Annotated in this window: 18 protein-coding genes; 5 read left to right on the top strand and 13 right to left on the bottom strand. The window is 48.8% G+C overall.

What is annotated here, in order from left to right; all coding sequences use genetic code 11:
- Positions 1–409: 409 nt before the first annotated feature.
- Positions 410–2818: an alpha/beta hydrolase family protein gene (locus L2713_RS09030; RefSeq protein WP_248967655.1), complete on the bottom strand. Its 2409-nt coding sequence runs from the start codon at positions 2816–2818 to the stop codon at positions 410–412.
- Positions 2819–3128: 310 nt separating this feature from the next.
- Here L2713_RS09030 and L2713_RS09025 point away from each other — a divergent pair, with 310 nt between their 5' ends.
- Complete coding sequence (locus L2713_RS09025) at positions 3129–5279, top strand: winged helix-turn-helix domain-containing protein (RefSeq protein ID WP_248967654.1); 2151 nt, start codon at positions 3129–3131, stop codon at positions 5277–5279.
- A 9-nt stretch (positions 5280–5288) separates the two neighbouring features.
- Here L2713_RS09025 and L2713_RS09020 read toward each other — a convergent pair whose 3' ends face one another.
- Together L2713_RS09020 and L2713_RS09015 are read right to left on the bottom strand one after the other, a co-directional pair.
- Positions 5289–6398 (bottom strand): anhydro-N-acetylmuramic acid kinase, encoded by a 1110-nt coding sequence (locus tag L2713_RS09020; protein WP_248967653.1) that lies wholly within the window; start codon positions 6396–6398, stop codon positions 5289–5291.
- A gap of 20 nt (positions 6399–6418) precedes the next feature.
- A complete protein-coding gene (locus tag L2713_RS09015) occupies positions 6419–7819 on the bottom strand; it encodes a peptidoglycan DD-metalloendopeptidase family protein (RefSeq protein ID WP_248967652.1) in 1401 nt (466 codons plus the stop codon).
- 127 nt (positions 7820–7946) lie between these two features.
- Here L2713_RS09015 and tyrS point away from each other — a divergent pair, with 127 nt between their 5' ends.
- Positions 7947–9143, top strand: coding sequence for a tyrosine--tRNA ligase (tyrS, locus tag L2713_RS09010; RefSeq protein ID WP_011626902.1), 1197 nt, complete (start codon positions 7947–7949; stop codon positions 9141–9143).
- 152 nt (positions 9144–9295) lie between these two features.
- Here the strand turns inward: tyrS and L2713_RS09005 are convergent, their stop codons facing one another.
- The 8 genes from L2713_RS09005 to gltB form a co-directional block, all read right to left on the bottom strand.
- On the bottom strand, positions 9296–9724 hold the full coding sequence (locus L2713_RS09005) for a hypothetical protein (RefSeq protein WP_248967651.1): 429 nt from the start codon (positions 9722–9724) through the stop codon (positions 9296–9298).
- A 122-nt stretch (positions 9725–9846) separates the two neighbouring features.
- Positions 9847–10338, bottom strand: coding sequence for a nuclear transport factor 2 family protein (locus L2713_RS09000; RefSeq protein WP_086903126.1), 492 nt, complete (start codon positions 10336–10338; stop codon positions 9847–9849).
- 1 nt (position 10339) lies between these two features.
- Entirely contained in the window at positions 10340–10966 is a 627-nt protein-coding gene (locus tag L2713_RS08995; RefSeq protein WP_248967650.1) for a trimeric intracellular cation channel family protein, read from the bottom strand.
- Positions 10963–11340: a DUF2721 domain-containing protein gene (locus L2713_RS08990; protein ID WP_011623626.1), complete on the bottom strand. Its 378-nt coding sequence runs from the start codon at positions 11338–11340 to the stop codon at positions 10963–10965. The genes L2713_RS08995 and L2713_RS08990 overlap by 4 nt, the downstream gene beginning before the upstream one ends.
- A 55-nt stretch (positions 11341–11395) precedes the next feature.
- Positions 11396–12385, bottom strand: a complete 990-nt coding sequence (locus L2713_RS08985; RefSeq protein WP_109285509.1) for a cobalamin biosynthesis protein CobD/CbiB — start codon at positions 12383–12385, stop codon at positions 11396–11398.
- Positions 12386–12416: 31 nt separating this feature from the next.
- Entirely contained in the window at positions 12417–13127 is a 711-nt protein-coding gene (locus L2713_RS08980; RefSeq protein ID WP_037427597.1) for a 5'-methylthioadenosine/adenosylhomocysteine nucleosidase, read from the bottom strand.
- A gap of 247 nt (positions 13128–13374) precedes the next feature.
- Entirely contained in the window at positions 13375–14781 is a 1407-nt protein-coding gene (locus L2713_RS08975) for an FAD-dependent oxidoreductase (RefSeq protein ID WP_248967649.1), read from the bottom strand.
- A gap of 6 nt (positions 14782–14787) precedes the next feature.
- Positions 14788–19236: a glutamate synthase large subunit gene (gltB, locus tag L2713_RS08970; RefSeq protein ID WP_248967648.1), complete on the bottom strand. Its 4449-nt coding sequence runs from the start codon at positions 19234–19236 to the stop codon at positions 14788–14790.
- 586 nt (positions 19237–19822) lie between these two features.
- On the opposite strand from gltB, the gene mnmL reads away from it, so the two are divergent.
- The 3 genes from mnmL to oxyR all read left to right on the top strand — a co-directional run bounded on the left by mnmL (position 19823) and on the right by oxyR (position 22432).
- A complete protein-coding gene (gene mnmL / locus L2713_RS08965; RefSeq protein WP_248967647.1) occupies positions 19823–20752 on the top strand; it encodes a tRNA modification radical SAM protein MnmL/YtqA in 930 nt (309 codons plus the stop codon).
- 185 nt (positions 20753–20937) lie between these two features.
- Complete coding sequence (locus L2713_RS08960) at positions 20938–21303, top strand: Hpt domain-containing protein (protein ID WP_086903132.1); 366 nt, start codon at positions 20938–20940, stop codon at positions 21301–21303.
- Between the two features lie 217 nt (positions 21304–21520).
- A complete protein-coding gene (gene oxyR / locus L2713_RS08955) occupies positions 21521–22432 on the top strand; it encodes a hydrogen peroxide-inducible genes transcriptional activator OxyR (RefSeq protein WP_086903133.1) in 912 nt (303 codons plus the stop codon).
- Positions 22433–22457: 25 nt separating this feature from the next.
- On the opposite strand, the gene L2713_RS08950 is transcribed toward oxyR, so the two are convergent.
- Both L2713_RS08950 and mutH read right to left on the bottom strand, forming a co-directional pair.
- Positions 22458–23525 (bottom strand): adenylate/guanylate cyclase domain-containing protein, encoded by a 1068-nt coding sequence (locus tag L2713_RS08950; RefSeq protein WP_041412723.1) that lies wholly within the window; start codon positions 23523–23525, stop codon positions 22458–22460.
- A 123-nt stretch (positions 23526–23648) separates the two neighbouring features.
- Positions 23649–24320 carry a DNA mismatch repair endonuclease MutH gene (mutH, locus tag L2713_RS08945; RefSeq protein ID WP_011623616.1) on the bottom strand — a complete coding sequence of 224 codons (672 nt, stop codon included), beginning with the start codon at positions 24318–24320 and terminating at the stop codon, positions 23649–23651.
- Between the last annotated feature and the right edge of the window lie 332 nt (positions 24321–24652).

Below are 24652 nucleotides of genomic sequence, written 5' to 3'. Positions count from 1 at the left end.
CTACGGTAATTAACTTAAACTCTTAATTCTGGTGTTTAGACTAATATTTTAAAACAATCACTTAACAAAGGCGTTTAACACAAGAACCTTGCTCGCGCGCTACATATAAGCTCCTCACATAGGCGAATGCTCTTCGGTGCGCCTTGAGTGAGAAAAACAGAGCATAAAGTCAATCGACTAACTGGGAATAGTCAAAAGACCTAAGAGTCAAAAGCTCTAAGAGACAAAGGCTAAAGATTCAGAGGTTCGATGCATCAGTGAGGGGAGATACTCTCTTGAATACTGAATAAACACAGTATTTAGGGATAAGTGATAGCAGTAACTTGTTAAGCGATTGGCGGCTTGTTATGCCGCCAATCCTTTGATGGGATGTACTTGTGGAATGCTAAGCGTTATTTAGCTTATTGGCTCACAGGTTTGTGGACGGCAGATTTGCCTTTAAGAACTGGCTTTGTTCCCAGAGCAAGTGTTCTAGGGATTCCTTAGCCGCATAACTGTGTCCTTCAAATGGCAGGATAACTAATCTTGCTTTACTGCCAAGGCCTTGAATAGCATCGAACAAACGCTCAGATTGCAGCGGGAAAGTGCCTGAGTTTTGATCCATCTCACCGTGAACTAATAGCAAGGGTGATTTGATGTTATCAGCGTAATTAAACGGTGACATTTGCTGGTAAATATCATTGGCTTGCCAGTAGTAACGCTCCTCATTTTGAAAACCAAAAGGAGTGAGGCTGCGATTATAGGCACCGCTTCGGGCAATGCCTGCATAAAACAAATCCGTATGGGCGAGCAAGTTTGCCACCATAAAGGCCCCGTAGGAGTGTCCACCCACCGCGATTTGTTTGCGATCGGCAATGCCTAAATCCACCAATGTATCGACAGCCGCCTGTGCGTTGGCAACGAGTTGCTCACGAAAGCTGTCATTGGGCTCTTTACCCCCTTGAGCGATGATGGGCATAGAGACTTTATCAAACACCGCAAAGCCTTCGGCGACTAATGGGATTGGGCCCCTAGGGCTGATGCTGGGATATTGATTGGCGCTAAAGCTAATTTGGCCCGCAACATCGGGATCGTTAAATTCCCGCGGATAGGCCCACATTAACACGGGTAGGGTGCCTTGCTCCTTGGTGTAATTGGCGGGTAAGTAGAGAGTGCCAGACAGGGGTACGCCATCGGCTCTTTTGTAGGTGATAAGCTGCTTCTGCATTCCCCGATACGCACTCAGTTCATCGGCCTGTTGGTAGAGCACACTTTCTTTGGCGCCATCGATTAAGACAAGGCTTGGGGCTTCAGTTGGGCTTTCACGGTTGATAATCAGTTGTAAGGGCTCAAGATTGAGCACATAGCGCACCGACTCTAATTGCTGGGCTGGCGATTGCCAAAGCAGTGACGACTCACCCGTCACTAATGAGGTACGCTTTAAGAAGGGCTTATCCCCCTGTGGCGATGCCCCTTGGCCGTAGTGAATAAGCCCTGTGGTTTGCGCCTGCTGCACGCGGATCACATGCCCTTTGCCTTGGGTGTATTCTCTGGGGAATATTCCAAGTTCTTGATATTTATCGCGCAGATTACGCTCGTTCAACGTTTGTAGGCTACTTTCTCCAAGGCGGGTGTCTAGGCTACTCAGTCGCAGTAACTGTGCTTTGCTATTGCGCTGGGTCACTAGGGCGATGTTGTTCTCCGCCCAGTCGATATCGATGATCCGCCAAGGGGTTTTGGCGATGAGTTTAGCCTTTGGGGGAAAGGGGGCATCGAGTTGCCATAGACTGTCCCGTAGCGGCGCCTCCTGCTGGCTATCGCCCTGATCTAGAGCCTCGGTAAAGGCTAAGGTTGCGCTTCGCCCTTGAACCCAATGGAACTGGCGTGGGCCAGGGAGCACTGAGTCTCTTCCTTGGGGCTTAGATTCTCCACTCTGGCTGTGGTGCAGTTGCGTAATACGTTGGCCATCAAGATTATAAATCTCTGTTAAGGTTGGAAAATCATAATACTTTACTTGGGTTGAGAAGGGCGTGGTCAGCTGATGGGTTAAAATATAGCGCCCATCGGGTGACACCGAAAAATCCTCAAAAATACCCGGTGCGGCGATAGTTGTCAGCTTGCCATCTAAATCCACTCGGGCCAATTGACTGGTCGTCAGTTGGCTAAAGCGTTGTTTGTCGGCGCTGGTTTTCAATAAGTCCTGATAGGTGCGCTGCGGGCTTTGTTTGCCTGAGGTTTCCTTGGTTTTCGGTGCGTAAACGGCCTGAGCCATGCTTGTGTTGGCATTGGAGGTTAACACAAAGCGAGCGAGTAGACTGTTATTGTTAGCCCACTGATAATCAAGGCTAATCGTGCCATTCAATCGGTTGTCTGACAGGCGCTTGTGGCTATCTTGAGCGAGGTTGTAAACATATAAGTAACCACCCTCTGGCGTTAGGCTCACATAGGAGAGATAGCGACTGTCGGGGGAAAATTGCAGCTCGGTGATATCGTGGCCACCGGGCAAGCTTATCAGTCGCTGCCGCTTGTCTTGAATATTAATCAGCCTGAGTTGGTGATAGCGCTGGGTGATGCGGCTCGGTAAATATTGCTCGGCGGCGATACGTAATCCTGCCAACTTTTGCTCTGGCTGGGCCAGCGTGGTAATGCTCGGCGCCGAAATCGGGCTGAGTAATGCCAGCCATTGATGATCGTTTGAGAGTCGAGTCGTGAGATTGCTACTGTGGCTGATGGTTTGCTGTAATGCGGGAGACGGTTTCTGGTAGTCCTGCGCTAAGGTTTTTGGGGCAAACAGCGGGCACAACATCATGCCGGTGCAAATCAAGGCAAAGCGAAGCATATCTAGGTCCCTAAGATGTGACTCACGCCCGCACTACGCATTGGTAAACAGGTGTAAGACGTTGAGGTTTATGTTGTTATTGGTCATGCAGTTGTAATCAATCTGTTGCTTGGTCGCAATCGGCTTTGGCTCGTTTCTATATTGTTTAAATCTCTATTTTAGATTTTTTGCATGCTAATGTTTTGAATTTTAAATAGTTAGTTTAAATCATTCGTTTGCTAACCAGGCTCAGTCTTAGGTAGTATCTAGCCAAGATGTTGTACTCATTACCCTAACCATAAAAAGATGAATAACGCAGGTGTGAGAAAAAATGAAGGATAAGAGTAAGTTGAGTTTTTGCTTAGGAAGCTGTCGCATTGACCCTTCCGATAACTCAATTTCATTTCAAACGCAGGGGCAGGAAAGTGCTCAACAGGAATCGGCTAAGGTGTCACTTCAACCTAAGTTTATTGAAGTGCTTAGCTATCTCGCCCTGCGTCATCCTCATGTTGTGACCCGTGACGAGCTGATCGATAAAGTCTGGGAAGGCAATGCTTACGTTGGCACTAAGGCACTCACGAATGCTATTTGGCATTTACGTCAGCAATTATCGCCCCTCGAGCTTGAAGGCGGCGTGATTGAAACCGTGCGTAAAGCCGGTTATCGCCTGTTATTACCGCCAGTGTATGACATTGCCGATGAGACAGATGACGATAAGCTTCAAACCACAGAGGCGAAGTTACAGCACACCACACGACGCCTGTATTGGATGGCGAGTTTGATGGGGGCGGTCATGCTAGTGGCCGGTCTCTTTATGGGCGTGCATCTGTATCAAGATAAACAGCGCATGACGGAAACCCAAATCACAGTGCTTACGCGGGATCCGGGTTCTGAGCGTTACCCTAGGCTGTCCCACGATAGGCGTTGGCTTGTGTATGGTGCGAGTCGCCCCGGAGTGACATCCAGTCTGTATCTTAAAGATTTTAAACGTGAAGATGTCCCCGCCCGCCAGTTAACACCTTCCACATCGGCAGAGCTTCGTGCAGTGTGGAGCTTAGATGACACTAAGTTGTTTTTTGCCTCCCGTATCCATGGCACGGGGAAATGCCATATCACTCAGTTGACTCTTGCGACCAACGAGACCCTTGCCTTAGCGCCCTGTAGTAGCGATATGGCGGCCATAGATATTTCTCCCGATGGTCAATATCTTGCTTATATCTCCTCCCACGAGGCGGATAAAGTGGGGGGAATTTACCGTTTAGCTTTGGCAAATGCGGACGCTAAGGCTGAAAGATTATCCTGCGAAAGCCAGTGTAATTATGAGGATAGAGATTTAGCCTTTAGCCCTGATGGTCGCTGGCTCGCGATAGCGAGGCGCTTTAGTAATATCTCTGAGGATATTTTTATTCGCGACTTAGCCAGTGCCAATGAAACACGTTTAACCCATGGGTTAGAAGATATTCGCGGCTTGAGTTGGACGCCTGATAGCCAGTCGCTGGTTTTTGCCACCGAAGATTCTGGCAGTCGCAACGGTTTTACTATCGATATTGAAACGGCCCATATTCGCCCACTCGATGTGGAGGGCATGAGCTATCCCAGTAGCGTATCCGATGAGGGCGAGCTGGTTTATCACCAGTATCGTCGTCAATTCCAGATGGCGTATTTTTCCCTCGGTGAATCCGTGCCCGGCAGCTTGTTTCCGCTGCTGTATTCCGGCATTAGCCACCGCAATCCCGATTATTCCCCTGAGGCGAAACGGATAGTATTTGTCTCCAGCGATACGGGCTATAACGAGATTTGGACTTCGGATGCCAAAGGGCAAAAGCTGGAGCAACACACCCAGCTTAAGTCGCGTGTCGCTTATCCGCGTTGGTCCCCCGATGGTAGCAAAATCGCTTTTATCGCCCCCGACGATCGCAACGAAGGTAATCGTATTTTTATTTTAGATTTAACCAATAAGAACATTACCGCCTTAGCCTCGAGTTATCACAATCATGGCCGCCCCAGCTGGAATTGGAAGGGGACGGCGGTGTTGGCATCAACCAGCGATGGCATCACAGAATTCCATTTGGACAATAGTGCGCCTAAGGTGATAAGTCCGCTGAGTATGGCGGTGGGCTTTGCAAAATCGGCCAACGAATTTGTATTTAGTCGCTACGGAATGAATGGACTCTGGCAGATTGACCTCACGCAGCCCGAACAGGTGCAAGAGATTATCCCGGGGAAGGTGTTTCGCGCGGGCAATAACTGGGTGCTTACTGCACACGGAGTGTATTTTAAATCGAGCAATGGTAACGAGCAGCGGCTGAATTTTTGGGATGCGAGCAATCAACAGCTGACATCACTCCTAAGGGTTCCCCGCTCTAGCCTAAGCGGCTTTGGTTCCATGACTTATATTCCGGAGTCAAACCGCTTAGTGATGACGCTCGATGGCTTTCCGCAGCGGGACATCATACTGCTTAAACACAAACTACTTAAGTAGGTTTGAGTTTTACTTAGCGCTAAAGCGTCCGCCTAATACGGCTTCGCGCGAAGCGCCTGTCACTGCAGGTAGGTTAGCGGGCAAACCTAAATTGTGACGCATTGCGAGCCACGCAAAGGCGATGCCTTCGGCCCATTTAGGGTCGACACCGAGTGCTGAGGTGGTATCGATGTGATAATCCGGCAGTAGCGCTGCTAAGCGCTGCATTAACTCGGTATTAAAGGCGCCGCCACCGCAGACAAATAACTCTCCCACTGGGGCGAGTTTAAGGATATCGCGGGCGATACTGTGGCAGGTTAAATCGAGTAATGTCGATTGGATATCTTCTTCATCCAATTGATTAAACTCTGATAATTGCTGTTCTAACCAAGCTTGATTAAACAATTCACGCCCGGTGCTCTTGGGATAGGCGAGGGAGAAATAAGGATGCGACAGCAATTGTGTCAATAGCTGCTGGTCGGTGTTGCCCGAAGCAGCCCATTCACCGTCTTTGTCATAGGGCTCATTTTTCACTTGCTGGATCCAAGCATCAATCAGCGTATTGCCTGGCCCAGTATCGAAGCCTAGTACCTCTTCACGATTCCCGGTCAGATAGGTGATATTGGCAATGCCGCCAATATTGAGGATCACGCGCTTTTTACCCACTTGGGCAAAGGTTTGCTGGTGGAAGGCGGGCACTAGCGGCGCGCCTTGGCCACCTAAGGCAATATCTTTACGACGAAAATCGGCAATCACATCGATGCCAGTCTCGGTTGCTATGGTGTTCGGATCGCCAATTTGCAGGGTAAAACCCACCTCTAGATTTGGCATGTGGCGCACGGTTTGGCCATGGCTACCAATGGCAATGATATCTTCCTTGGCTATCTGGGCTTTGGTAAGCAAGTTATTGACGGCGAGGGCAAATAATTTACCCACACTGCGGTCAAGGCGACCAAGGCGGTTGATTTCATCATTGCCGGGCAGGCATAAACGCTGCAATCCCTTAAGCAAATGGCTTGGAATCGCCTCGGTATGCGTTGCGATAAGTTGCGGCTGCTCGCCCGCAAAGTCGACTAACACCGCATCGACGCCATCCATGCTGGTGCCAGACATCAGTCCAATATAATAAGCCTTGTTCATGTGAGGGGATCCGTCCGTCGTTATTGCATCGCCAATTGGGTTTGCTTGTTCTGTGAAATGCTGGCCATCAACTGTTTGCTGAGCGCATCGAATTGTGGCTTTTCTTTACGGGCAATCGATTCGGCCTTAGGTAAATCAACCGTTCTTGGGTTACGGTGCACGCCATTAACGATAAATTCATAGTGTAGGTGAGCGCCAGTGACGCGTCCTGTCTTACCTAAGGTGCCGATAATTTGCCCCTGCTTAACGCTGGCCCCTTTACTGACGTTGCGTTTGGTCAAATGCAAATACTTAGTCGTGTAGGTATCGTTGTGCTTAATGAACACATAGTTACCGTTAAATTGATTGTAGCCGGATTCGATAACTCGGCCATTACCCGCCGCCTTAATGGGGGTTCCAATGGCGGCAACATAGTCAACGCCGCGGTGAGCCTTAACTTGCCCCGTCACAGGGTGTAGACGTTTCGGGTTGAAGTTAGAGCTGACATATTTAAAGTCGACCGGTGAGCGCAGGAAGGCCTTACGCATGCTAGTGCCGTTTTCGGAGTAGTAGTTGCCGTCGGTATAACGAACCGCGGTGTAGCGCTCATCCTGGTTGATAAACTCGGCGGCGAGGATATTGCCATTACGTAAAAACTCGCCTTCTGCATATTCCTGCTCGTAGATAATGGCGAAGCTGTCGCCCTCACGCAGATCCAAGGCAAAGTCGATATCCCAGCCAAACACGGTCGAGAGCTGCATAATTTGGTTCGCGTTTAAACCCGCATCGACGGCGGCATTCCAGAAGTTACTCTTGATTTTCGCACTGGTGAATTGGGTGCGTATTTCAATGTCCTTTTCGGAGATTTTCTCGGAATACTTATCTTGATCCTTAGTGATCACTAAAGTCGATACCGCATCGACACGATAGCGGACTTCGGTTAAATCGCCCTTAGCATCCTTTGAAATCACGATTTCTTCGCCTGGGATGATTTTTAACAGATTCTGTTTGGCGAGTGGCAACAGGGTAATTTCATACACATCTTTGCTGGTGAGTCCAGCGCGCTCAAATACTGCGGCTAAGGTATCGCCATTTTTCACATTAAAATGTTCAACGTCCCTATGGTGGGCGCTCTCTAAGGTTTCGCTGGCGGGTACATTGCCTGCGGCTAAGGCGTCGGCCGAAGATAACGGCGTGGCGTTGGTAGATGCATCTTGCGATTGGCCCTCAACACCTTCTGGACGCTCTGGTGAGCGAAAGGCTAAGGGAACATCGTAACGGGTATTGACTTGAGCTTGGTCTGCGACACCTTGAGTTTGTCTTGAAGCTTGCGCTTCTTCAGAGGGAAAGAGCAGGGTTATCGTAGTGATAACAGAAAGAATGCTGAGGAGAATTTGATGCTTTTTAGGCAGCAATTTAAATAACGTTATAACCTTTCCCATGTGACGCCGATACCGATTACCTAAGGCTTGAATAATCCCGTTAGTGTACACACTTTCAATTGTGGTGGCTAACAAGTAACATAAGTCTCCTCATTTTATGATCATGGCCTTAGGAGTCCCCGCCGAGATGGCTGATTTAGACCAAGTATTAGCAGAAATTAGACGTGGTACCGATGAGATCCTACTCGAATCGGATCTGCTGGAAAAACTCAAAGAAGGACGTCCACTTCGTATCAAGTTAGGCGCTGATCCTACCGCACCGGATATCCATCTTGGACACACAGTAATTTTAAATAAATTAAGATTATTCCAAGAGTTAGGTCATGAAGTCATTTTCTTAATTGGTGACTTTACCGGTATGGTGGGTGATCCAAGTGGTAAAAACAGCACGCGTCCACCCCTCACCCGTGAGCAAGTATTAGCCAACGCCGAGACTTATAAAGAGCAGGTCTATAAAATTCTGGATCCTGCAAAAACCCGTATCGAGTTCAACTCGAGCTGGTTAGAGCCATTAGGCGCAGCGGGGATGATCCGTTTAGCCTCGCAGCAAACCGTCGCCCGTATGATGGAACGTGATGACTTTAAGAAGCGCTATGCTTCGGGTCAGTCGATCGCTATCCACGAATTTATGTACCCACTCTTACAGGGTTATGACTCAGTAGCCCTGAAGGCCGACGTTGAATTAGGCGGAACCGACCAAAAGTTCAACCTGTTGATGGGCCGTGAGTTACAGAAAGCCGAAGGCCAAAAACCACAAGCCGTGATCATGATGCCACTGCTTGAAGGTTTAGACGGCGTGAAGAAAATGTCTAAATCGGCGCACAACTACATTGGTGTGAGTGAGCCCGCCAATGAAATGTTTGGCAAGATCATGTCGATTTCTGACGAATTAATGTGGCGTTACTTTGAGCTGCTGTCATTCCGTCCTTTGGCCGAGATTGAACAGTTCAAACAAGATATCGCCAACGGTGCTAACCCGCGTGATACCAAGATTGCGCTCGCGAAGGAAATCATCGCGCGCTTCCACGACCAAGCGGCGGCCGAGAGTGCCCATCAAGCCTTTATCGACCGTTTCCAAAAGGGCGCTATCCCAGATGATATCCCTGAGGTTGAATTAGCGGCGGGTGAAGGCTTAGCGATTGCTAACTTACTTAAAGATGCCGACTTAGTGGGTTCGACTTCCGATGCGATGCGTATGATCAAGCAAGGCGCGGTGAAGATGGACGGTGAGAAGGTTGACGATAGCCGTATGACCTTAAGCGCTGGCACGGTTGCCGTATTCCAAGTCGGTAAGCGTAAGTTCGCGAAAGTGACTCTGGTTTAAGTCGAATCGGATGTCACCATGTGACGACAGCCAGTGAGTGCTTAGAAGGTTAATAAGTACTTACCAAGCAGTAAAAAGAGCGCCTAAGGGCGCTCTTTTTATAACTGCATTTTATCTCGATAGCTTAAGAGACTGTGCATATGAGACAGTGCTTAAGGTGCTGTGCTGGCCTCATGCTCGCCGATATTGCATCTGTCGGTACCGAAATGCTGACCATCGCGACACTTCCACGCCAGTTGGGCTGAATCCACTTGCCAGCGTTGGGCATTCTTCTTAAGCGACAAAATTAACAGCATTTGTGGGTGCTGCTGTGACAACTCGCTCACTTGATAGGTAAATATTCCATCCTTGGTGGGCTGAGTACGAACAAGGGTAAATTTTTTACCCGCATATTGGCTGCTGATGGCGGTGGGATCTTCGCTCCAAGCTTGATGTTGCTCTTGTGCGGCCCGCAGTTGCTGGTTGAAATGGCTTACGGGTTGCACCGCGTAGGACACAATAATCGGCTGCTGCGCCTGTGCATGGGGCGCGAGCATTAGGCCATTCAGGGCGAGTAGGGCAATCAGTCCAAACAACTTCATACAAACCTCATTGAAACGAAACGACCCGTGGGCATAGGACGCCGCACCTCAGTCGTATTGACTCATTGCAGGTTTCGACTCGTTTTGAGGGCTCAAGTTTCAATAAAAGCTAAATTTTGTGACTACTGCATCGCTAATTGGTCTGACATGGTCTGGTAATCAATCAGATCCACATGCTCTGTGACCCTGTGATTACGCATATCGAGCTTAAGGCTGGTGACTCCTGGAATGGCGACATCAATAATTTTCCCGGGTTTACCAAACTGCTCGCCGGGCCCTTTAAAGTGATAGTTACCAATCATCACCACGAGGGAGCCTGCGTTATACATATGCTCGATATTGAAATCATATTCGAGCACACCTTCGTGGGCGCGCTCAAAGAAGTCGATAATAAACCGTCCACCCGTGTATTTACGATTGGCGGTTTTATCGAAGAAGACGGTATCACGGTTATAGAATTTGCCGAGTGTTTGATAGTCGTGCTCGGTTAGCGCGTTCATGTATTTTACGGCTAACTGCTGTTCTGCTGGCATTTCCCCTGAGTTAGCGTGTACAGACGCAGGAAACAAGGCCGGAACCCAAATAAGACAGACTAAAAGACACAATATTCGCAAACTATTCCCTCTTGGTTTTGAGATCAAAGGCGGGTAACGATAAATGCCATTTGATGGCGCATAGGCGAATGATTAAGGCACTGGTCATGGCTAAAAATAGCGCCGTTTTTTCGCCCATCCCGTAGGCAAGGCTTACGGTATAACCTATGCCGCCAATAATCGATGCTGTGGCATAGATTTCTGTGCGTAACACCATAGGGATTTGTCTGCACAGGAAGTCTCGAATAATGCCTCCTCCAACGCCCGTGATCAAGCCCATCACGACGGCAATCATGCCACTGAGTCCCATATTGAGGGCTTTTTCGGCACCAATCACAGTGAACAGGGCCAAACCTAAGGCATCGGCGACCGGCAGCGTATATTGCGGCATCTTGCGGGGGCGGCGCACCAACAGCAAACAAGCTAGGACTGTGGCGAGTATGACAATGATGTAGTTAGGGTCGCGGATCCAAAACACGGGCGTGGCGCCAATCAGCGCATCGCGAATACTGCCACCGCCGACCGCAGTCACCGAGGCCAGTACGATAACGCCAAAAGGGTCCATACGGTGACGCCCTGCGGCTAAGGCGCCAGAAAGGGCAAATACCGCCGTGCCACATAAATCGAAGAAGTAAATCCAGTGGCTCATTTACTCATCTCTTTGATGTGGATGTTTAGCGCGTCCACAGAGATACGAATTTCTATCACAGACAAAATCAGTGAATAGAGCAGCAGTAGTAAGCTGGCACCGAAGATCACCGAGCCCGTCTTATTAAAACCGATATAGATAAAAATCATACAGAGCACACACAGGGCAAAGCTGGATACGCCAGCCTCCTGCATGCGGCGAATAATCCGGATCCGTTGGCTTAAGTTTTTAATCTGATCCTTATGCACGGGTTTATCACCGTTACTGAGCTGACGTATCAGTGCTGCCAATGCAAAGAAACGGTTGGTATAGGCCAGTAATAGCAGTGAGATTGCCGGAAATAACAAGGCGGGAGTTGTTAATGAAACATGCATGTTTTCGAACAAGATAGTCAGCCTTTAACCCAATGTTAAGATTAAAGGCATCATATCACAGGGTTTGTAGCCAGCGTAAACCCGCCCAAATGATAGGAAGTAAGGTAATAAAGCTAAACCAGATAGCACAGGCCCGCGATGTGAGTTTTACCGCGGGGGCAATCATTTCTTGGTGTGGCTGTGGCCCATGGGCAATCTTAGCCACATCAATACGCTGTCCCGAAAACTTCTGTGGTCCACCCAATTCAATGCGTAAAATGTTTGCCACTAAGGACACGCTCATCACATAACCCCGCAGGGCAGGATGATTTTTAGAGGTGCGAAACAGCATTGCTAAAGCCTTGGGGCCACCCTGAATCGCAATCGACAGGCTCCATAACCAAGCGGGGATCGCCAGCAGCGCCGTAGAAATAACGTGTACCGAACTGCAAAAGTGTTGGTACTTAGGTTGAATGGGCGGCCAACTGAGTTCGAGTTGTTTAATCATTCTGACCGCCAGCACCATAGGGGCGCCTGCGATCGCAAAGAAGAAGATAGTCGATGCCGTGCCGTAAATCGGTGCGGTAGCGAGCTTTTCTATCGTGGCCTTGGTTAAACCGACTTCCGACAGACTATCCGTATCACGGACAATCCACGGCTGTAATAGCTTTTTTGCGCTGGCATTATCCTCGCGCTTCAATGCTTTAGCTATTTCGTCGGCGACTTGGCTAAAGCCTGCATCCGTCAAACACAGATACAGAACTAAAAACTCAAAGAACCAAGGGAAGGCGGCGAGTTCGAGTAAAAAAGTGATAATCGCCCAAAAAGGAAATACCAGCAGCAACATGGCTAAAAAGCCAGCGGTTGCCTGTTGGCTGGGCGCGCGTCCGGGGCGATTGACTTTGGCGGCGAGCTGTCTGGCTAAGTGACTAAACCAAATCAGTGGTTGCATTTCCCTTGGCAATGGCGCTAAACGCGCCAGCAATAAAGCAAAGAAAAGTACCAAGAAGCCCTCAAACAAAGCGCCATCAATTTCGACAAGTTGTTGATAAAAAGAACTGTGCATCAGGTACTTTCCGCAATCATGCTTTAGTCAATTACTTTACTGAGTTTGGATCTAATTGCTCAAGCAGCAACATCACCATTAGTGCCGAATGGTAACCTGCCTTCACAATGTAAGAATCAAAATCGACCGGTGAGTCGTTGTTGGCGTTGTCAGAGAGCGAGCGGATCACCACGAATGGCACGCCAAACTGATGACACACTTGGGCAATTGCTGCGCCTTCCATCTCACAGGCCGCCATGGTTGGGAAGTGCTCTAACATGGTCTTGGTACGTACTGGGTCGCAAATAAAGCTATCGCCAGTACAGATTAAGCCTTCAATCGCTTTCACTTCGCCTAATTGTGCGATGGCCTTATTGGCCGCTTCGACTAAGTATGGCGCCGGAATAAAGGCTGCAGGTTGCTGCGCCATTTGGCCAATTTCGTAACCAAATGCGGTGACATCCACATCGTGGTGGCGCACTTCGGATGAAATCACGATATCGCCAATCGACAGTGAATCGACAAAACCACCCGCAGAACCTGTGTTGATTACCGCATCGGGGGCGTATTTCTCAATCAGCAGCGTGGTGGCAATACTGGCGGCGACTTTACCAATACCAGAGCGTGTCACTACAACGTCTTTGCCTGCTAAGGTGCCAGCGATAAATTCAATACCCGCAATCGTTTGCGATGAGGCGTTTGTCATAGCCGCAATAAGATGGGCAACTTCTGGCTCCATTGCGCCAATAATACCAATTTTCATGGGAGACCCTTTTGATTCAACTGAATGTGTGATGCCACTAAAAGAGTGGGATAACAGAATGGCGGCTAATATACCACAGTTATGCTTTGACGTTATTGTGGGATTGCGATTGCTTGATTGGGGTGGGATAAAACGCGTGGAAGGTAAAAAAATGCGCACCCTAAGGTGCGCCAAAATTCACAAGCAAATGGTGGACTCGTGGGTACGAGTCCGAGACTCACAGGTACAGCGGTACAACAAAAAACAATTAATCTAAGTAGTTAAGAATACCTTGCGCGGCTTCACGTCCTTCGGCAATTGCGGTCACAACCAGATCCGAGCCACGGACCATATCGCCGCCAGCAAATACCTTTGGATTGGTGGTTTGGAATGGGTTATCGGCCTGTTTACTGGCTTTTACTCGGCCCCATTGGTCGAGTTCAATGCCGTAATCGGCAAACCAAGGCGCAGGGCTAGGTTGGAAACCGAAAGCGATAATCACCGCATCGGCATCGAGTAACTGTTCGCTGCCTTCAATTGCTTCAGCACGTTGACGGCCACTCGCATCGGCTTTACCCATTTGGGTTTCAACGCATTCCACACCCACCACTTTGCCATCCTGGGTTTTAATCGCCACGGGTTGACGGTTAAACAGGAAGTTCACTCCCTCTTCACGGGCGTTTTGCACTTCGCGGCGCGAACCTGGCATGTTGGCTTCATCGCGGCGATAGGCACAAATCACACTGCTGGCACCTTGGCGAACTGCGGTGCGAACACAGTCCATGGCGGTATCACCACCACCGAGTACCACCACGCGCTTACCGGCAAGATTGAGGTAAGGGGTGTCTGGATTACTGCTGCCCATCAGGTGATGAGTGTTACCTATCAAGTAAGGCAGGGCTTGGTACACGCCTTGGGCATCTTCGCCCTCAAGGCCCGCTTTCATGGCGGTGTAAGTTCCCATGCCGAGGAAGACTGCATCGTATTCCTCAAGCAGTTGGTTAAAGGCAACGTCCTTACCCACAGTTACGCCTAGCTTGAACTCTATGCCCATGCCTTCTAACACTGTGCGGCGAGTTGCCATCACGGCTTTATCCAGCTTAAAGGAGGGAATACCGTAGGTTAGCAGGCCACCAATCTGGGGATACTTATCAAACACCACAGCCTTAACCCCATTACGGGCAAGAATATCGGCGCAGCCTAAACCAGCAGGGCCTGCGCCCACAATCGCGACCTTTTCCTTGCGTGGCGTGACCTTACTCATATCCGGACGCCAGCCTTGGGCGATGGCGGTATCAGTAATGTATTTCTCCACATTACCGATAGTCACGGCGCCAAAGTCGGCGTTTAGGGTACAAGCCCCTTCACAGAGTCTGTCCTGTGGACAGACGCGGCCGCAGATCTCGGGGAGGGTATTGGTCTCATGGACTAAGTCCGCCGCCTCCATAATCCGGCCCTGCTGTGCCAGCTTTAGCCAGTTGGGAATATAGTTGTGCAGCGGGCATTTCCACTCACAATAAGGGTTACCGCAATCGAGGCAACGGTCCGCCTGTTCAGTCACCTGAGCTTGAGCAAAGGGCTGATAAATCTCAATAAACTGAGTCGAACGCTTTGCTGCAGGGTGTTTAGTTGGGTCTTTGCGACCCACTTCAATAAATTGAAAATCGTTACTCATCTGCTATTACCCCGCTTTAACTGCTAGTTCCGGGCTCGATTGCTCTAATTTGAGCAGATCTGCAACGGCGATATTTTTCGGTTTCACTAAAACAAAGCAATCTAACCAGTTGGCAAAGTCGCTTAAGATCATCTTCGCGTGCTCACTGCCGGTTTCGGCCACATGCTCTTCAATCAAGCCTTTCAAATGCTGTTGATGAATAGGCGACTCGAGTTTTTGGGTATCGACAAGCTCGTTATTCACGCGGCGGTTAAAGCGGCCAAATTGGTCGAAGACATAGGCAAAGCCGCCCGTCATCCCTGCGCCGAAGTTCACCCCAGTTTTTCCGAGCACAACTACAATACCGCTGGTCATGTATTCGCAGCCGTTATCGCCTAAGCCTTCAACTACGGCAATGGCGCCCGAGTTACGTACCGCGAAGCGTTCACCCGCTTGACCCGCAGCGAAGAAGCGTCCGCCAGTCGCGCCATACAGGCAAGTGTTACCGACAATCGCGCTGCGCTCGCTCTGGAACGGACTCCCTAGCGGTGGATAAATCACAATCTTGCCGCCCGACATGCCTTTACCGACGTAGTCGTTGGCATCACCGCAGAGCTTGAGCTCTAGGCCTGGGCTGTTCCATACCCCAAAACTTTGGCCGGCACTGCCATTAAAGCTGAGTTTAATCGGTGCCTTAGTGCCTTTAACCCCAAGGGTAGTCGCGATATAGCCCGACAGGCGTGCGCCCACTGAGCGGTCGGTGTTGTTGATACTGTAAGCGGCATCGAAACACTCGCCCTTATCGACCGCACTCTGGCACTCGTTGAGCAGATGTTGGTTGAGTAAGCCTAAATCCGCTGGTGGATTGGTTTCCTGCCAAGTGCGCGAGGTGCTGGCTCTGACCTTAGGCTGATACAGGATCGGCGCTAAATCGAGTCCGCGTTGTTTATCGGTCTGGCCTTCCAAGGTATGTAGCCACTCACTGCGGCCCACTAAGTCTTCGAACTTGCTGACTCCTAGCGTTGCCATCCACTCGCGTACTTCCTCGGCGACAAACTCAAAGTAAGTCATCACTCGCTCTGGTAAGCCGTGGTAGTGGTTATCGCGCAGTTTCTTGTCCTGAGTTGCGACACCGGTAGCGCAGTTGTTCAGGTGGCAAATACGCAGGTACTTACAACCTAAGGCAATCATAGGCACAGTCCCAAAACCAAAGCTTTCGGCGCCGAGTAAGGCCGCCTTGATGACGTCGGTTCCAGTTTTTAGGCCGCCATCGACTTGCAAGCGGATCTTATGGCGTAGACCATTTTCCACCAGAGATTGATGCACTTCGGCAAGGCCGAGTTCCCATGGGCTACCGGCGTATTTCACCGAGGTGATAGGGCTTGCGCCCGTGCCACCATCGTAGCCAGAAATAGTGATCATATCGGCGTAGGCTTTTGCCACACCTGTAGCGATAGTGCCGACACCTGGCTCAGACACTAACTTCACGGAGATCAGTGCCTTGGTATTGATTTGTTTTAAATCGAAAATCAGCTGGGCTAAGTCTTCGATAGAATAAATATCATGGTGCGGTGGTGGTGAAATCAAGGTTACACCTGGGCGCGCGTGGCGCAGCCCTGCAATTTCTACACTCACCTTATGCCCTGGCAGTTGTCCGCCTTCACCGGGTTTCGCGCCCTGTGCGACTTTAATCTGCAACACATCGGCATTGACTAGGTAATGGGCGGTTACGCCAAAACGTGCCGAGGCAATTTGTTTAATCGCCGAGTTACGTTCGGTGTTAAAGCGGCGAGCATCCTCACCACCTTCACCCGAGTTGGAGCGGCCGCCTAAACGGTTCATGGCGATGGCTAATGCCTCATGGGCCTCGGGGCTTAGGGCGCCGATACTCATGGCCGCACTGTCAAAACGTGGGAACAAGTTACTAGCAGCTTCGACCTTATCCAGTTCAATTGCGGCTTGGTCAGCTTTAATGCCAATCAAATCCCTTAGGGTGGCAACCGGCCGGTTATCGACTAATTCGGCGAATTTCTTATAGGTCGCAAAATTCTTGTCGATTAAGGACGCCTGCAGCGTGTTGACCACATCTGGGTTGAAGCAGTGGTATTCACCGCCATCTACGTATTTGAGTAAACCGCCTTGTGGCAGTGGCACATGGGCGCGGTAAGCGGCTTTATGCAGCAGCGCTTGATCTTGAGCGATATCCTCAAAGCTGGCGCCTTCGATACGGCTCACCACGCCTTTAAAGCAGAGTTCAATTACATCGCTGGCAATACCAATGGCCTCAAACTGTTGGCTACAGCGGTAGGAACCGACGGTGCTGATCCCCATCTTCGACATGATCTTACGCAGGCCCTTCTCGATGCCGTAGCGGAAGTTCAGCATCAGCGCCGTGGTATCAGTCAACTGATGGCGTTTCGCCAGATCAGAGATTGATTCATACACTAGATACGGATAAATCGCCGTAGCACCAAAACCGAGCAGCACCGCAAAGTGGTGCGGATCCCGGGCCGAGGCGGTCTCAACAATGATGTTGGTATCGCAGCGCAGGCTCTTACTCACCAGCATTTGTTGTACTGCGCCAACTGCCATGGCCGCTGGGATCACCTGCGCCGATTTATCAATCGCACGGTCGGATAAAATCAGCAGCGTGGTGCCACTGCGAGCTAAACGCTCGGCTTCCGAGGTGATGCGGCGGATAGCGTGCTCTAAGCTTTCCTTCGGATCGTAGTTTAAGTCGACGATATTGGCGCGATAGTAAGTGCTATCTAATCCGAGTAATTGGTTGAAATCACTGAATAATAATATCGGTGAGTTGAACATCACCCGATAGGCATGACCAGTGGTTTCGTTGAAGAGGTTTTGCTCGCGGCCGATACAGGTCGCCAGAGACATTACGTGCTTTTCACGCAGTGGATCGATAGGCGGGTTAGTGACTTGAGCGAATTTCTGTCGGAAATAGTCATAGAGCGAGCGTGACTTTTTCGACAATACGGCCATTGGCGTATCGTCGCCCATGGAACCTGTCGCTTCTTCGCCTTGTTTTGCCAGCACCCAAATCACTTGTTCAAGCTCTTCGCGGGTGTAACCAAATTGCTTTTGGTATTGCAGCAGTTGCTCAGGGCTTAATTCGCTGGCGCCATGTTGCTCCGTTGCTAACTGCTCGGCTGGTACCAGAGTACGACTGTTTTTCGCCATCCACTCTTTATAGGGGTGGCGACGCTTAAGATCGTTATCGATTTCGAATGACTGGTACAGACGACCATTGAGTGTATCTAACACTAACAGCTCACCAGGGCCGACGCGGCCTTTTTCAATCACTTCATCGGCGGCGTAGTCCCAAATGCCCACTTCGGAGGCGAGGGTGAGGATACGATCTTTGGTGATCACATAACGTGATGGACGCAGGCCGTTACGATCCACTGCGCAAGCGGCGTGACGACCGTTGGTCATTACGATACCCGCAGGACCATCCCAAGGTTCCATATGCATGGAGTTAAAGTCATAGAAGGCTTTTAGCTCATCATCCATCTCTGGGTTACTCTGCCATGCAGGCGGAATAAGCAAACGCATGGCGCGGTATAGGTCCATACCGCCCGAGAGCAACATCTCGAGCATATTGTCGAGGGAGGATGAATCGGAGCCCGTTTCATTCACAAAAGGTGCTGCCTGTTGTAAGTCGGGCAATAGTGGTGAATTAAACTTGTAGGCACGGGCACGCGCCCATTGGCGGTTACCGGTAATAGTGTTGATCTCGCCGTTATGGGCAAGATATCTAAAGGGCTGAGCGAGTGGCCATTTAGGTGAAGTATTAGTTGAAAAGCGTTGATGGAATAAACAAATAGAGCTCTTCAAACGGATGTCGGCAAGGTCGGGATAGAATGCGGGCAAGTCGGCAGGCATCATCAAGCCTTTGTAGACGATGACTTGGCCTGAAAGACTCGCGACATAAAAGTCTTTATCGTCAGTAATTTGTTGCTCTAAACGGCGGCGAGCCATGTAGAGGCGACGCTCAAGATCTTTCTCACGCCAGCCAATAGGGGCGTTGATCAGTACTTGATAGATTTGCGGCAGGCTTGATTTACCTATCTCACCCAATACCTCAGGATTGACGGGGACTTTACGCCAGCCGGCAATGCTTAAGGTTTCACGCTCGAGTTCGCGTTCGAGAATAAACTTGGCTTGGTCGGCCAGTTCTTCATCTTGGCTTAAAAACAACATGCCCACGGCGAACTTACGGCTCAGGTGCCAGTCATTTTCCGCGGCAATGGCTTCAAAGAATTGCAATGGTAGCTGCATTAATAAACCACAGCCGTCCCCAGTTCGACCGTCAGAGGCGATACCGCCACGGTGTTTCATGCGATCGAGGCCATGGATGGCGGTGCGCACGATACGATGGCTGGCTTCGCCATCCATTTGTGCAATCAAGCCAAAACCACAATTGTCCCGCTCAAAACTGGGATGATATAAGCTCATACAAAAACCTCCCTTGACCTCAACGAAATTACTACTCGGGAGAAATGTAAAGACTTTCTATAGATATGCACCCGAACCACCCAAATTATCCTGAGATTAACTAAAGGTCAAACCAAAAATTTGCATAAAATGTGGGTATTAATTCATGTTTCATACACAAAACATAATTACTTGACGTTAACGTTAACTGATTAAAGTGCTGTATAACGTTATGAATAAAAAGAATTTTAAAAAATGAAAAACGATAGGGTTACTAAAATGTAACATTGAAATCGATTGTTTTTGATTTAGAAATAGTGATTTTTATTGCAAATACAGTGTCTGTATAAAAATATAAAATAAGTGAATTGTTATTCCGTTTGCCTGTGAGTGGAATCACGGAGTGTAAAGACACTGTGAGCAATGACTCAGGTTTTGAGCTTTGACGCTGTGAATCTAACGGGAGTTTGATTTACCACCAAGAAAACCATGCTCGCTTTGTTTATCATGAGTTTTTTCATCTAAACACACGTCTTTACTCCTTCTTTTTTGTGATTTTATCTTGGTTAATTTTAATGAAACGACATGAAATTTGGCGGACGAGCTAATGGGGCTCGATGCATACGTAAACACATTCGGTGCCGTGTGTAAGGCTAAATACGGCGAGCGCTTACGCAAGCTGACTATCGATGCCAAATTCACTTGCCCTAACCGTGATGGCACTCTGGGACGTGGCGGTTGTACCTTTTGTAATGTGGCCTCCTTTAGTTATCAGCAGGCGGAAACGTTCAGCATTAGTGAGCAATTACAGCAGGGGAAAGCCCGTTATAAAGAGGCGAAACCTAAGCTGAACGCAGATAAATTTATCGCGTATTTTCAAGCCTATACGAGTACCTATGATGAGTATCAAGTGTTGATGGCTAAATACGATGAAGCGGTCAAGGACAGTGAGATTGTGGGCCTGTGTGTCGGCACTCGCCCCGACTGTGTGCCAGATAATGTGTTAGATTTATTAGCGAGTTATCAGCAAAAGGGCGTCGATGTCTGGTTGGAGCTTGGATTGCAAACTGCCAATAATCGCACCTTGCATAAGATTAACCGTGGGCACGATTTTGCTTGTTATTGCGATACAGTTGCACGGGCCAGAAGCCGAGGCCTAAAAGTTTGTACTCACCTTATCTTAGGCTTACCCGGTGAAACTCACCTCGATTATATGGCGACACTGCAAGCGGTGCTGGCGCAGGGCGTCGACGGCTTAAAGCTACATCCATTACATGTCGTCGAGGGTAGTACGATGGCGAAAGCTTGGCGTGCAGGACGCTTACCCTTGCTCAGTATTGAGGAGTATGCGGCTTGTGTCGGTGAACTGGTTCGGCATACACCGAAAGAGGTGATTTTTCATCGGGTGACCGCCTATGCGAAAAAACCGATACTACTCGCGCCTGATTGGTGCGGCTATCGTTGGAATGGGTTAGTGGCAATTGTTGAGGATCTTGCGCGTAAGGGTGGACAAGGCGCGGCATTAGCGCGACCATAATGACTATATCGCTTGAAGGGATTCAGTTGATCTCGATTTATCGCTGAGAGTGTTTGAAATAGTTGAAATTTTGTTAAATAAACCGCGATTTGACCACAAATGCTGCTATAAGTTGCACTGACAATTTTAGTGGGTATCATGTCATAAACGTGTTTTAAGCATTGGACTACTTAAGGGAGGCCTAGATGGCCACAGTTGAATTAGAAACAATCCTAGATCTCAATACGTTAGAACAGTATTGTAGTGCGATTGGTGCCGGAACTCTGCTAAAGAGTGTGGTCTTGTTTGAGCAATTAATGCCTGAGTATGTAGGGAATCTAGTCAAGGCTAACGAAGCTGCCGATAAGGACACTTTATGCTCCGAGGCCCATAAATTTAAAGGTGCGGCGGGCTCAGTAGGTTTAAAACGTATTCAGCAAATTGCCCAGTTACTCCAACATGGTGAAGAAGCGCGTTGGGAAGCCGAGCATGGAACCTGGGTCGCGCAAATTGTTGAATTTGCAAGTGCCGATCTCCAGCAGTTAAAGCAATTCCTACAGGCTAAAGCTTAGTTTGTCGCCTAGAGGTGCAGCGCGATGTTGCACCTCCAAGTCTTATTTCCAGTGTTTATTCCATCCGTTTGTACGCTGTAAGCGATCTCCTACCTTTTCCTTTGATTGAAAATCGATTTTGCTCACACTATTGAGTAATTCAGCCGCGTTTTAGTTGATAACTTATGCTAGAGTTGATGAAATTTATTAATTCATAACCTTAGTGGCAATCGATTAAATGAAAAATTTACCTAGCCTCAAGAATTTATTCTATTTGGTGAATCTTCACCAAGAGCAGAATTTTAACCGCGCCGCTAAGGTGTGTTTTGTGAGTCAATCAACGCTGTCGAGCGGGATCCAGAATCTTGAAGAACAGCTTGGCCATCAATTGATTGAACGTGATCATAAATCCTTTATGTTCACCGCTATCGGCGAAGAAGTGGTGCAGCGTTCCCGCAAAATCCTCACGGATGTGGATGATTTAGTCGAACTGGTTAAAAACCAGGGCGAACCTATGACTGGTGATATCCGCTTAGGCTGTATTCCAACGATAGCGCCATTTTTATTAAGTCGCGTGGTTAAGCAATGTCAGCAAGCTTATCCGGCGATGAGTTTATTACTCAAAGAGGATACTACTGAGCGTTTGCTCGATGCCTTAGGCAAAGGGGAATTGGATTTACTGATCCTCGCCTTGCCTGTGGATACCAGTGGTTACCACAGCATGAAAGTCGGGATAGACCCCTTTAAGATGGTGATCCATAAAGATTTAGTGGGTGGCATTCATCAGCCTATCGACTATCAGACTTTGCCCGATGAGAGTATCTTCCTACTACAGAGTGAACACTGTATTACAGGGCATGCGATTACCGCTTGTCAGTTAGGTGACAGCGCTAAGGTGAATCCCTTTGCCGCAACCAGTCTGCACACTTTAGTACAAATGGTGGATAGCAAGCTGGGCACAACCTTCTTACCGCAAATGGCGATTGATGCTGGCATCTTAAATGATACCGATCTGGTGGTGATGACTCCGCCAGGTGAAGCGCCTTACCGCGATATCGGCTTAGTTTGGCGACAAACAACCAGCCGGATTTTGACCTTCCGTACCTTAGGTTTGCTTATTCAAAAGCTGTTAACCAAAGAAATGGAATAATCGCTGTAAGTTAAAGCTTAGGATCTTAGAGAGGGGAAACACCAAACACTTCAATCGAGTGTTGTTTCCCCTTTAATTTGACTGGACCCAAATTAGTTAAGCGGTATTCGCTATTGGGATTGTCGAGTCGGCCCGCCAGCGCGCCTGAGATCAACATGCGTTGCCCCAGTGGATTACACTGATCTTGAAGTCTGGCTAAGGTATTTAGCACATCACTAAAGAAGCTAATTTCTTGTTTTTGCACACCGACCACTGCAGCGACCACTTGTCCACAGTGTGCCGCCGCTTTAAATTTGGGTACAAAGCCATAGTGCTCTTCAAAGTAACGTCGCTGCCAATTTAACTGCTGGCTAAATTCAAAATAGATATTCATGCAGCGGTCGTGCACCACGCCTTCTTCTAACGGCCAGTGGATCAAGACGGCATCGCCCATATAGCGATAAATTTCGGCTTCGTTATTGGTCACAGTATCGGATAGCAGACTAAAGCTGTCTTGAATGAGACGGCTAAAACGGTAATCCCCGAGGGATTCGGCGTGGGTTGTCGAAGCAACCATATCTAAATAAAGGAATAAACGCTGTTCGTACCTAGGTTTATGGTATTTACCTAAACCAATATTGAGCAGAATACGCGGCCCAACTAAGAGTGCCATTTGTTCGACAAAGGCTAAGCTGACCCGTACGACCACTAAATAGACGATGAGAGCTTGGAAGGACGGACTATAGAGAATATGCGCCGTGAGCATTTGCCTTAGGGTCGACATATGATTTTCAATGGCCCACATATTCAAGAACTGGGTCATATAGGCTAAGGTCGTCGCCCCGAGTAACAGGAACAAACCTTTAAAAATCACTGAGAAAACATAGGGAAGACGATTGATGGCGCTGAAGTCGGCGATCAGGTTCGACATCCAATGTAGGCTGCCAAAAATGATGCCCATGTAGACGGCAAGCGTCGCGAGATCGGCCGAACCGACAGCCCATTGTGGTAACTCTGGCGACTGTGCATATCGGAAAAACACGAACGCAGCCATGGCTATCGCCCAAGCTAATATCGCAAAAAGAAGTTTTTTCGCTTGTCTACGTGCTCTCACAACGGGTTTTGTATCCGAATACGACCATATATTTCAGGATGCCGTAGTTTATAGAAAATCATCACTAGAGTGCCAGCGATATTTGTGATCTGGATCAATCCAACGCTATATAGCTACGAAAATTTAACCAAATACCTTATTTAATAGCATGGCGGTAAAAGCGGTCTTTAAATAGAAACCCCGTGGATTGGTCATTTTAAGGCTACCGTCCTCGGCAATGCTCTGGGTCAGCGCCTTACTGTTGGCTGCTTTAGGGCGCAGTTGCAACACTTCGCCATGCCTTGCGGTGAGTTTTTCCACTTTACCTAAGGCGATAAGTTCCATTATCTCCTCCCAATCCTGTTGCAGTAACCTTTGCTCTTGGAGATCGGGCTCCCACAATATGGGGGTGCCGACTCGACGATCTCCCACAGGAATATGCCGCTCGCCCTCAACGGGTACCCAGAGCACACGCTGTAACTTGTGACACACTAAGCTGTCTTGCCAAGTTAAGCCTTCGATATTGGTTAGCGGGGCCACACACACATAGGTGGTTTCCAGTGGTTTGCCTTTGCTATCGATGGGAATGGTTTTTAGCTCAACGCCGAGGTGGAGAAAATCCTGCTCGGGCTTTGAGCCAGCAGTTGCACCTAACTCCATTTCAATGAGTTGTCCGACCCAGCCCTTATCTCGTTTCAGATCCTTAGGCACAGTAATCCCGCGGTGGGCTGCAATTTGGGCCAAAGAGATGCCAGCCATCATATTGGCACGTTCGAGCAGTTCGCTCAGATTTTGAGGAGGGATTATCGGTTTCATAGGGCGAATTTTACTGAAAAATAGGTGCTTAGCAACAGAGGTTAAAAATTAAGCACTCAAAAAAGGATAAGATTGTACTCACAGATAAATCTGTAAGTGCATGATTTTAATGTTAGTTGTCAGTTTGTATTCCAATACCTGCGAAAGTGTTCAAAGTTACTCTCGGTTTTCCCTTGCGTTTCTCACATATTTATCCACAGATATTATGGATAACTCACAATGCAGTGGGCTTTAACCGATTGAAAATCGTGAGTCAATGGCTAAAAGGGGCATTTTTCCTCGGGAGTGTGGGTAATTTTGGGAGAGCTCTGTGTATAACATTTAGTTGTTAC

Origin of the sequence: Shewanella seohaensis (genome assembly GCF_023283775.1) — a bacterium.
Lineage (GTDB): Bacteria > Pseudomonadota > Gammaproteobacteria > Enterobacterales > Shewanellaceae > Shewanella > Shewanella seohaensis.
The sequence above is the reverse complement of the archived record's forward strand: the minus strand, read 5'-3'. Positions and strand labels throughout refer to the sequence as shown.